Genomic DNA, 10,586 nt, shown 5'->3' with positions numbered 1-10,586 from the left:
GGTCCTCACGCGGCGACCGCCGGGGCGAGCGTCAGGAGCCGGTTGGTGTACGACGCCTGCCAGCCCTCGGCGGAGGGGATGGCGCCGTGGGCCGCGAGCCACCGTGCGTAGGGTCCGGTGCGGTCGGCGTCCACGACGCCCCAGTGGCCCTGCGGGTCGGTCCACGTGGGGGCGACGAGCGCGAGGGAGCGGGCGATCAGGGGCTGCGGGAAGTAGGGGATGACGCGTTCGAGGAGGGCGAGGGTGCGTGCCTGGTCCTCGGCGGCGGCGCGGTACCCGCGGGCGGTCGCCGCGAGGAACGCGCCGACCAGGACGGGGTTGGCGTCGACGAGTTCCTCGTGGGCGCCGAGGAGGTAACTGTGGTAGCGGGGGGCGCCGATCTCGTCGACCGGCCAGGTGATCCGGCGGGCGTCGGGCAGGTCGCCGCGCAGGGCGTCCCAGGACCAGTAGTTGCCGAAGGTGGCGTCCGCGTGGCCGGCTTCTATGTCGTCCACCGTCAGTTCCCGGAAACCCGCGTCGACGGTGACGAAGGAGTCCGGGTCACCGCCGTCGGCGGCTATCAGGTGGCGGATCATGGCCCGGCCGCGCGGGGTCGGGTTGAAGGCGATGCGCCGGCCGGCGAGGTCGCGGGGACGGGTGATGCCCTTGCCGGTGACGGTCTGGACGGCCTCCAGCCCGCGGTGGTTGACCGCGGCGACACCGATCAGGCGTTCCCCGCGGGCACGGCGGGCCAGCAGGCGGTTGGGCGGGAACACACCGAAGTCGACGCGACGGCGGGTGAGGTACTCCAGTGTGTCGCCGACTCCGGGGTCCTGCACGACCAGCTCCACGTCGAGGCCGGCATCGCGGTACCAGCCGCGGTCGCGGGCGGTGTAGAAGCCGGCCGCGTTGGGCCAGGGGTGGAAGTAGTCGAGCATGACGCGGATCTGGGACACGGGTGGCTCCGAGGGGGCGGACGGTGTGACGGAGAGCGGGGTGCGCGGCCCGGGGCGTACCTGGCGCCGGCGCGCGTTCCCCGGGGGGCGGGATCAGGGACGGCGGTGGGCGGCGCCGGGGTGGTCCGCGGGCAGCCGGGGGTGCCCGGGCCGGCCGAGGTACTCGCGCAGCGTGCCGCCCTCGTACTCGGTCCACACCCGTCCCCGGCGCTGGAGTTCGGGCACGACGAGGTCGACGAAGTCCCGCAGGGTGACGGGGGTGACCGGGTCGGCGATGTTGAAGCCGTCGACGCCGGCCGCGTCGATCCACCGCTCGAGTTCGTCGGCGACGGTCGACGGGGAGCCCACGACGACCGGCCCCCCGCCGCCGACCCCCACGAAGTCGGCGATCTCCCGGGGCGTCCAGGTGCGGGTGGGGTCGAGCCGGGTGAAGACCTCGACCATGCCGCGGATGCCCTCGGTGTCCACGTACTCCAGCGGGACGTCGGGGTCGAGCCGCGAGAGGTCGATGTGCAGGAGGGCGCTGTAGCGGGCGAGGCTCCCCTCCAGCGAGGCGTACCCGCGGTAGTCCTCGTACTTCGCGCGGGCCTCGGCGTCGGTGGGCGCGGTGATCACGGTGACACCCGCGAAGAACTTCAGGTCCGAGGGATCGCGGCCCTCCTCGGCGGCCTTGGCCCGGATGGAGTCGACGAGGCCGCGGGCCATCTCGGGGCGGTACGCCGACAGGAAGACGCCCTCGGCGTGCCGGGCGGCGAAGGCCTGCCCCGCGGGTGAGGTACCCGCCTGGTAGAGCGCCGGGGTGCGCTGCACCGACGGCTCGGACAGCGCGATGCCCGGCACGTCGAAGTAGGTGCCCCGGTGGGCGACGGGGTGGACGCGCGCGGGATCGGCGAAGACTCCCGTCCTGGCGTCACGCACCACGGCGCCGTCCTCCCAGCTGCCCTCCCACAGCTTGTAGACGACCTCCATGAACTCCTCGGCCCGCACGTACCGCTCGTCGTGCGGTATCTGCTCGGTCAGGCCGAGGTTGCGCGCCGCGCTGTCCAGCGCCGAGGTGACGACGTTCCAGCCGATCCGGCCGCCGGAGAGGTGATCGAGGGTGGTCATCTTGCGGGCGAACGCGTAGGGCAGTTCGTAGGTGGCGGAGACGGTGACCGCGAACCCGAGGTGCCGGGTGGCCGCCGCCAGGGCGCTGACCAGGAGCAGCGGGTCGTCGGTGGGGGTGTTGATGCCGTCGCGCAGGGCCGCGTCGACCCGCCCCTGGTAGACCTCCAGCGGGCCGAGGGCGTCGGCGACGAACAGCGCGTCGAAACGCCCGCGTTCGAGGATGCGGGCGGTCTCCGTCCAGTGGTCCAGGTCGCGGTAGCGGTGGGCCTGGCTGTCGGGGTGGCGCCACAGTCCCGCGGCGGTGTGTCCGACGGTGGACTGGCGGAGGGCGTTGAGGCGGATGCGCCGGTCGGTGCTGCTCATGCGGTGCTGCTCCTGGTGCGGTGGCCGACGCCGCGGGGGCGGGGCCGGCGGACGGGAGTGACGGGGGAGGACGGCGAGAGGCGGTGTGGACGCGACAACCGCGACAACCGCGAAAACCGCGACAACCGCGACAACAACGACAACGACAGCGACAGCGACAGCCGGTGTGCGGGCGCGGGTCGCTGTGCCGTCGCGGCACGAGGAGACGGGGCGGGCGGCCGGCCACGATGGTCTCCTCTCGTCAGGTCTCGCCGGGAAGGTCCCGGTTCTCGTCCGGTGCTGAGCTCCGGAGCATGCTGCTGGGGCTGGGGCTGGGGCTGGGGCTGGGGCTGGGGCTGGGGCCGGCCGGTGAGGTGGCGGCCGGAGCGGTGGCGGCCGCTCGGCCGGGGGAGTGCGGGGGAGGGGAGGAGCGGGTGCGGGTCAGCGGCCGGGGCCCGTGTCCCCGCCACTGACCAGGACGCGGATGCGTTGGTCGAGACTGCGCTTGAGGTGGGCCCGTGTCGCGGCGCGCGCCTCGTCGGGCGCGTGGTCCTCGAGGGCCCGCAGGATCCGCTCGTGCTCCTCGCGCAGCACGTCGGGGTCGCCGAAGGCGGAGGGTGGACCGCTGTCGTAGATCCGCAGCCTGGCGGTGAGCTTCACCAGCAGCTCGGCGATGGTCGCGTTGTGGCCGGCCTGCCAGAGGACCTCGTGGAAACGGAAGTTGGCGGCCCGGGCGACGTGCTCGTTCTCGGGATCGCAGATCAGTTCGTGCTGGTGGCGCAGGCGCGCCAGGTCCAGGTCGGTACGGCGCAGCGCGGCCGAGGCGGCGGCCTCCGACTCCAGGGCGATACGTGCCTCGTAGATCTCCACGACGTCCTCGGAGGTCCCCGAGCGGATGCGGTAGCCGCGGGGAGCGCGCTCCAGCAGACCGTCGTGTTCCAGGAGGCCGAGTGCCTCCCGGACGGGCGTGCGGGAGATCCCGTACTCGGAACTCAAGGCGGTCTCCAGGAGCGGGGCGTCCTTGGGGAAGCGGCCGTTGAGGATGTCCTGCCGCAGCCGCCAGTAGTGCTCGGAGCCGTGCTGCTCCGGCTGGTCCCGCTCGGGGTCCGGCGGGGGCGGACCGACCGCCTTGCGCACTGTGCCCATGACTCCCTCTTGCTCCGGACCGAGGATCCGCGCCTCGGCGACGTCCGCAGACTAGACCACCGAACCGCCTGCTGTACACCAGCGTATACGCGTGTCGACACGCGGATGCAGGCCGGGCTAGCATCACGGTGCCCACCCGGCCGGTGTGGGCCGCGCGCCGGGCCGATGCGGCCGGGCGCCGCAGGAGAACGCAGGAGAACCCGGTGAGGAGTCATGGCGCGGTGGACGAGGAGCGCGGAACGGACAGGACCGGGGTACTGGTCACTCCCGAGGAACTGGCGGAGGCCGCGCCACCGGGTGGCCACCGGCTGATCGTCGACGCCACCGTGCTGCTGGCCCCGGCCCGCCACGACGGGGACTACCGGGCCGAGTCGGGCAGGTCGTCCTGGCGCGAGGCCCGCCTGCCCGGCTCTCTCCACGTCGATCTGCTCACCCGTTTCACCGACCCGGCGGCGCCCTTCCACTTCGCCGATCCCGGCCCGGCGGCGGTCCACCGGGAACTGGCCTCGCTGGGCGCCGGCCCCGCCACGGAACTGATCGTCTACGACTCGGGCAGCATGCAGTGGGCGACCCGGCTGTGGTGGACGCTGCGCAACGCCGGCGTGGCCGCCCGCGTCCTGGACGGGGGCCTGGCCCGCTGGAGGCGGCTGGGGCTGCCCGTGGAGAGCGGTGACGCCACCGCGGCCCGCCCCGTCATGGCGGGACCCCACGCACCGGACGCCTGGCCCGCGCGCGGGCGCGACCTGTGGGCCGACCGTCGGCTCGTCCACGACATCAGCCTCGGCCGCCGACCGGGCACGCTGGTCTGCGCTCTGGGCCGAGAGCACTTCGAGGGCACGGCCCCGACCCGCTACACCCGGCGCGGCCGTATCCCGCGCAGCGTCAGCCTGCCCGCACGGGGCGTCCTGACCGAGCACGGCGACGTCGTCGCCGACCGGCTGCTGACCGCCTACGCCGCCGGACTGCCCGCCGACGCGACGCGCCCCGTCGTCGTCTACTGCGGTGGCGGCATCTCCGCCACCCTCGCCGCGATGGGCCTCACCCTGGCCGGGGTCGACGACGTACGCGTCTACGACGGCTCACTGGAGGAGTGGACGGCCGACCGCACGCTGCCGGTCCTGACGGGGTGAGAGCAGGCCCGCAGGCCCACGGCCCCGGCGGGACGTCGGCCGCCGTCAACCGACGAGTTCGCGTACGAGCGCGGCGACCTGCTCCGCCTCGATGAGGAAACCGTCGTGACCGTAGGGGGATTCGATCACCCGCAGGTCGTCCGCCGTGCGGATCCCGGCGGCCAGTTCCGCCTGCTGGGTGAGGGGGTACAGGCGGTCGGAGCTCACTCCGGCGACGAGCGTCCTGGCGGTCACGCGGCGCAGGGCGGCGCGCGTACCGCCACGACCGCGACCGACGTCGTGCGTGTTCATGGCGTCCGCCAGCACGGCATAGCTCCCCGCGTCGAAGCGGCGCACCAGCTTGGCGGCCTGGTGGTCGAGATAGGACTCGACCCGGTACCTGCCGCCGTTCCAGGGATCCTCCGCACCCTGCGGCGCGCGGCCGAAGCGGACCTGCAACTCCGGCTCGCTGCGGTAGGTGACGTGGGCGAGGCGGCGGGCCAGGCCCAGTCCCGCGTCCGGACCCCGGCCGGTGTCGTAGTAGTCGCCCCCGTTCCAGTGGGGGTCACCGCGAATGGCGTGGAGCTGGATGCCGGCCCAGGCGATCTGCTCCGCGCTCGCCGCCGCCGTGGTGGCGAGCAGGAGGAGCGCCCCCACGCGCTCCGGGTGGGCGACGGCCCACTCCATGGCCCGCATTCCGCCCATGGAGCCGCCGATCACCAGGGCCCAGCGGTCGATGCCGAGCGCGTCGGCCAGGCCGGCTTCCGCGGCCACCTGGTCGCGTTGTGTCAGACGGGGGAAGGCGCCGCCCCAGTGCCGTCCGTCGGGACGCGTCGAGGACGGTCCGGTACTGCCCTGGCAGCCGCCCAGCACGTTGGGCGCGACGACGAACCAGCGGTCCGTGTCCAGTGCCAGCCCCGCCCCGATGAGCCCGTCCCACCAGCCGGGCGTGGGGTGACCGGGTCCCGCCGGTCCGGCGACATGGCTGTCGCCGGTGAGCGCGTGGAGCACCAGTACGGCATTGGAGCCGCGCGGGGCCGGCCGCCCCCAGGTCTCGAACGCGAGCCGCACACCGGGCAGTTCGCCCCCCGCCTCCAACGGCAGCGGCCTCTCCCGCACGTACCATCGGCGGCGGCCCGGAGGGTCCCCCTCCCGCCAGGCCCCGGAGACCGGCGGAAGGGGAACCTCAGCGGCTGCTACGGCGTTCAGGACGCGCCCTTCGCCGCGCGGAATCCGGCCTCCAGGTCCGCCTTGAGGTCGGCGAGGTTCTCGATGCCGACCGACAGGCGGACCAGACCGGGCGAGGTGCCGGTCGCCGCCAGCTGCTCCTCGTCCAGCTGGCTGTGGGTGGTGGACGCCGGATGGATGATCAGACTGCGTACGTCGCCGATGTTGGCGAGATGGCTGAAGAGCTCGACGCCGTCGACGAACCGCTTGCCCGCCTCGACCCCGTCCCGCAGCTCGAACGACAGCACGGCCCCGGCGCCGCGCGGAAGGTAGCGCTGCCCGGCCGCGTACCACTGGTTGGACTCGAGTCCCGGGTAGTGGACGGCGGCGACCTCGTCGCGCTGCTCCAGCCATTCGGCCAGGGCCTGGGCGTTGGCGGAGTGCCGCTCGATGCGCAGGCTGAGCGTCTCCACGCCCTGGAGCAGCAGGAAGGCCGCGTGCGGGGAGAGCGCGGGTCCGATGTCGCGGAGCAGCTGCACCCGCAGCTTGACGGCGAAGGCGCCGGGGCCGAGGGCGGGCCAGTACCGCAGGCCGTGATAGCTCGGGTCCGGCTCGCTGAAGTCGGGGAAGCGCTCGGCGTGCGCGCCGAAGTCGAAGGTGCCGCCGTCCACGACGACACCGGCGATGGTGGTGCCGTGCCCCCCGAGGAACTTGGTGGCCGAGTGCACGACGATGTCGGCGCCGTGCTCGAGGGGCCGCAGGAGGTACGGGGTCGGCACGGTGTTGTCCACGATCAGCGGGACGCCGGCCCCGTGCGCGACGTCCGCCACCGCCCGCACGTCGAGCACGTTGCCGCGCGGATTGCCGAGCGTCTCGGCGAACAGGGCCTTCGTGTTCGGCCGGATCGCCGCTCGCCAGGCGTCTACGTCGTCCGGGTCGTCGACGAAGGACACCTCGACGCCGAAGCGGGGCAGGGTGTGGCGGAACAGGTTGTACGTGCCGCCGTACAGGGACGTGCTGGAGACGATGTGGTCGCCCGCGCCCGCCAGGGTCAGCAGGGCGAGGGTCTCCGCGGCCTGCCCGGAGGCCAGGGCCACCGCGGCGACCCCGCCCTCGAGCGCGGCGATCCGCTGCTCGAAGACGTCCTGGGTCGGATTGTGGATACGGGTGTAGATGTTGCCCGGCTCGGCGAGCGAGAACAGGTCGGCGGCGTGCTGGGTGTCACGGAAGACGTACGAGGTGGTCTGGTAGATCGGCACCGCCCGCGCCCCGGTCGTCGGATCCGGCGCGGCGCCGGCGTGGATCTGCTTGGTCTCGAACGACCAGGCCGAGGTGTCGGGCCCGGCCGGTTCGTCCTCGGGGGTGTGGCCGGCGGTGACGGAGTCGATGGGCTGGCTCATGGTTCTCCCTCGTACGGGTGGTGCGGGGTGCGGTGAAGACACCGCGGGCCGCCGTCCGACCGGAAGAAGGCAGGGCGGACGTCAGTGCGGTGCGGTGGTGAGGAGGGGGGATCGAAGGCCGGAGCGCGGCGTCAGCTCACGGCGGAACAACACGTGGTGGTGACACGCACGTAGTCCACGTGGCGGCGGGTCACAAGCACGGTCATGGAGTCAGATAACCACAGATGGTGACGGTGCACCAGCACGACGGAGAGCGGGACGGCGCCCCTCGCGCCTCCCCCGGCCGCCTTCCCGGGCGTCTGCCCGAACCGCTTCCCCGCGCGCCTCCCCCGGCTGTCTGTAAAGGCCGTCCGCCGGGCTGTCCGCCCGGCCGTCGTCCCAGGTAGCCGTCCCAACCGCCGGGACACTCGGTGGACGCACCCGCGAACGTGTGCTTTGATCCGGCCATGGAGACCACTGGCCAGGCACACACGGTGCTGCTCGACCCGTTCTGGGTGAGCCGCCGCGCCGACCAGTTCGATCAGATCTGTCGTTGACCGCCGCGCAACGGCCCGCGATCTCGACCCTCCCTTCTTCCCGACCCGCCCTCGGCGCACCCCTCAGCTCCTCGTCAACCGGCCGTCCCCGTAGGGACGTTGCCACACCCGGCGCCGCGTCGAAGTCCGCTGCCGCCGCGAAGGAATCCCATGGCACAGCCCACCGCCCTCCCCGTCGTCGACATCTCCCGCTTCCGGGATCCCGGCACCGACCGGGACGCCTTCCTGGCCGGACTCCGCGCCGCCGCCCACGACGTGGGGTTCTTCTACGTCACCGGACACGGCGTCCCCGCGTCCGTACGGGACGAGGTGCTGCACGCGGCCCGTGCCTTCTTCGCTCTGCCGGAGGAGCGGCGGCTGGAGATCGAGAACGTCAACTCCGCGCAGTTCCGCGGGTACACGCGCGTCGGGACCGAGTACACGGCCGGCAGCGCCGACTGGCGCGAGCAGATCGACATCGGTCCGGAGCGGGCGGCCCTGGACGTCGCACCGGGCGATCCCGACTACCTCCGCCTCGTCGGCCCGAACCAATGGCCCTCCGCACTGCCGGAGTTGCGCGGCATCGTGCTGCGCTGGCAGGCGGAGGCGTTGCGCGTGAGCCGGGAGGTGCTGCGGGCCCTGGCGGCCGCGCTCGGACAGGACGAGGGCTACTTCGACCAGTGGTTCGACGACGAGGCCGCCGTACACGTCAAGATCGTGCACTATCCGCCGCGCCCCGCCGAGGACGCCGACCAGGGAGTGGGCGCGCACAAGGACTACGGCTACCTCGCCCTGTTGCAGCAGGACGAGGTCGGCGGGCTCCAGGTCCAGCGCGAGGACGGCGGCTGGATCGACGCCGTGCCCGTACCGGACGCCTTCGTGTTCAACATCGGCGAGATGCTGGAGATCGCCACGCAGGGGTATCTGAAGGCCACTCGGCACAGGGTGGTGAGCCCGCGGCCGGGCGTCGACCGCTACTCCGTCCCCTTCTTCCTCGGTCCGCGTCTCGACGCGGTCGTCGAGCCCCTCCGGCTGCCGCCGGAGCTCGCCGCCCGCAGCCGCGGGGTCACCGACGACCCGGACAACCCCCTCCTGGCCGCCTTCGGGGAGAACGCCGTGGCCGGCTGGCTCCGCTCGCACCCACGGGTCGCCGAACGCTGGTGGCCCGACGTCCTGGCGAAGCGCGGAGGCAGCCGATGACCGGCGATCCGAAGGGCTGGGAGTTCGAGACGCGTCAGGTCCACGCGGGCGCCGTACCCGATCCTGCCACCGGCGCGCGTGCCGTGCCGATCCACCAGACGGCCGGTTACGTCTACCGCGACACCGCGCACGCCGCCGCGGCCTTCGAACTCGCCGACCTCACCACGCACGCGTACACCCGGCTGTCCAATCCGACCACCGCCGTGGCCGAGGAGCGCATCGCGGCCCTGGAGGGCGGTTCCGCCGCCGTCGCCGTGGCCAGCGGACAGGCCGCGACGGCCCTCGCCCTGCTGAACCTGGCGCGCGCCGGAGACCATGTCGTCGCCTCGCCCGCCCTCTACGGAGGCACCCGCACGCTCCTGGAGCACACCTTCGCCGACTTCGGCATCGCGGTCACCTTCGTCGACGACCCGGACGATCTGGCCGCCTGGTACTCGGCCGTACGCCCGGACACCAAGGCGATGTTCGGCGAGAGCATCGGCAACCCGCGGGGCAACGTCCTCGACATCGAGGCGGTCGCCCGGATCGCCCACGAGGTCGGCGTGCCGCTCGTCGTCGACAACACCGTGCCGACGCCCTACCTGCTGCGCCCCTTCGAGCACGGCGCCGACATCGTCGTGCACTCCACCACCAAGTTCCTGTCCGGGCACGGCACCGGCATCGGCGGGGTCGTCGTCGACAGCGGCCGTTTCGACTTCGGCGCGGACCCCGACCGGTGGCCGGGCCTGACCCACCCCGATCCGACGTACGGCGGGCTGTCCTTCTGGGACCGGTTCTCCGACCTCGGTCTGGCCTACGCGCTGCGTCTGCGCACCCGGCTGGTCCGGGATCTGGGGCCGGCCGTCTCCCCCTTCAACAGCTTCCTCCTCCTTCAGGGGCTGGAGACGCTCAGCCTGCGCATCGAGCGGCACGTCTCCAACGCCCGGACCCTGGCCGCCTGGCTGGAGGCACAGCCGCAGGTCGGACGGGTCCACTACGCGGGCCTGCCGTCCAGCCCCTGGGGCAGCCAGGCCAAGCGGTACCTGCCGCGCGGCGCCGGAGCGGTCCTCGCCTTCGAACTCGTGGACGGACTGGAAGCCGGCCGCCGCTTCGTCGAGGGGGTACGGCTGTTCAGTCATCTCGCGAACATCGGCGACGCACGCAGCCTGGTCATCCATCCCGCGTCCACCACCCACGCCCAGCTCGACGCCGGCCGGCAGGCGGCCGCCGGGGTGACCCCGGGTCTGGTGCGGCTGTCCGTGGGCCTCGAAGGAGTCGACGACCTCATCGCCGATCTGGAGACCGGCCTGAGAGCGGCCGCCGTGTGAGCGGCGGACGTCCATGCCGTCGGGGGCGGGGCGGGGGGCGCCCTTCCGGCCGTTCGCGGCAGCGGCGTCGCGGGCGCGTCGCGGGTGTGCTGCCACCCGCACCCGGGAGACGGTGAGCGCGCCGTCGCGGCCCCTTCACCCGCAGATGTGACCACCCGACCGAACGTTCATATACCGCAGTTTCTCTGTTTCGAGGTGCGTGCCGCGCGACTCGTCGACCATGGACGGGTATGACCGCGCACCCACCGCCTCTCCTCGAGTCCGGCCATCCGCCCGCGGGCGGCACGGCCGGCACAGGAGTGCTGCCGGCCGCGGGCTCCGCCGTGTCGGCGACGGCGCCTGGTCCGGGGTGATCCGC

Annotated in this window: 8 protein-coding genes; 3 read left to right on the top strand and 5 right to left on the bottom strand. The window is 73.3% G+C overall.

Features of this window, described 5'->3' with window-relative positions:
* Positions 1 to 5 precede the first annotated feature (5 nt).
* The 3 genes from ACFV9M_RS20410 to ACFV9M_RS20400 form a co-directional block, all read right to left on the bottom strand.
* Complete coding sequence (locus ACFV9M_RS20410; protein ID WP_385068238.1) at positions 6 to 935, bottom strand: ABC transporter substrate-binding protein; 930 nt, start codon at positions 933 to 935, stop codon at positions 6 to 8.
* A 93-nt stretch (positions 936 to 1,028) separates the two neighbouring features.
* A complete protein-coding gene (locus ACFV9M_RS20405; protein ID WP_385068240.1) occupies positions 1,029 to 2,405 on the bottom strand; it encodes an LLM class flavin-dependent oxidoreductase in 1,377 nt (458 codons plus the stop codon).
* Between the two features lie 420 nt (positions 2,406 to 2,825).
* Positions 2,826 to 3,530 (bottom strand): GntR family transcriptional regulator, encoded by a 705-nt coding sequence (locus tag ACFV9M_RS20400; RefSeq protein ID WP_385068242.1) that lies wholly within the window; start codon positions 3,528 to 3,530, stop codon positions 2,826 to 2,828.
* A 203-nt stretch (positions 3,531 to 3,733) separates the two neighbouring features.
* On the opposite strand from ACFV9M_RS20400, the gene ACFV9M_RS20395 reads away from it, so the two are divergent.
* On the top strand, positions 3,734 to 4,660 hold the full coding sequence (locus tag ACFV9M_RS20395; RefSeq protein ID WP_385068243.1) for a sulfurtransferase: 927 nt from the start codon (positions 3,734 to 3,736) through the stop codon (positions 4,658 to 4,660).
* Positions 4,661 to 4,705: 45 nt separating this feature from the next.
* Here the strand turns inward: ACFV9M_RS20395 and ACFV9M_RS20390 are convergent, their stop codons facing one another.
* Together ACFV9M_RS20390 and ACFV9M_RS20385 are read right to left on the bottom strand one after the other, a co-directional pair.
* Positions 4,706 to 5,848: a homoserine O-acetyltransferase gene (locus ACFV9M_RS20390; protein ID WP_385068295.1), complete on the bottom strand. Its 1,143-nt coding sequence runs from the start codon at positions 5,846 to 5,848 to the stop codon at positions 4,706 to 4,708.
* Entirely contained in the window at positions 5,845 to 7,206 is a 1,362-nt protein-coding gene (locus ACFV9M_RS20385) for a bifunctional o-acetylhomoserine/o-acetylserine sulfhydrylase (RefSeq protein ID WP_385068245.1), read from the bottom strand. Before ACFV9M_RS20385 ends, ACFV9M_RS20390 begins: the two co-directional genes overlap by 4 nt.
* Positions 7,207 to 7,892: 686 nt before the next feature.
* On the opposite strand from ACFV9M_RS20385, the gene ACFV9M_RS20380 reads away from it, so the two are divergent.
* Together ACFV9M_RS20380 and ACFV9M_RS20375 are read left to right on the top strand one after the other, a co-directional pair.
* Complete coding sequence (locus tag ACFV9M_RS20380; protein ID WP_385068247.1) at positions 7,893 to 8,921, top strand: isopenicillin N synthase family dioxygenase; 1,029 nt, start codon at positions 7,893 to 7,895, stop codon at positions 8,919 to 8,921.
* Positions 8,918 to 10,228: an O-acetylhomoserine aminocarboxypropyltransferase/cysteine synthase family protein gene (locus ACFV9M_RS20375; RefSeq protein ID WP_385068248.1), complete on the top strand. Its 1,311-nt coding sequence runs from the start codon at positions 8,918 to 8,920 to the stop codon at positions 10,226 to 10,228. Before ACFV9M_RS20380 ends, ACFV9M_RS20375 begins: the two co-directional genes overlap by 4 nt.
* Positions 10,229 to 10,586 lie beyond the last annotated feature (358 nt).

The organism is Streptomyces sp. NPDC059895 (genome assembly GCF_042731035.1).
In the GTDB taxonomy this organism is placed as follows: domain Bacteria; phylum Actinomycetota; class Actinomycetes; order Streptomycetales; family Streptomycetaceae; genus Streptomyces.
The sequence above is the reverse complement of the archived record's forward strand: the minus strand, read 5'-3'. Positions and strand labels throughout refer to the sequence as shown.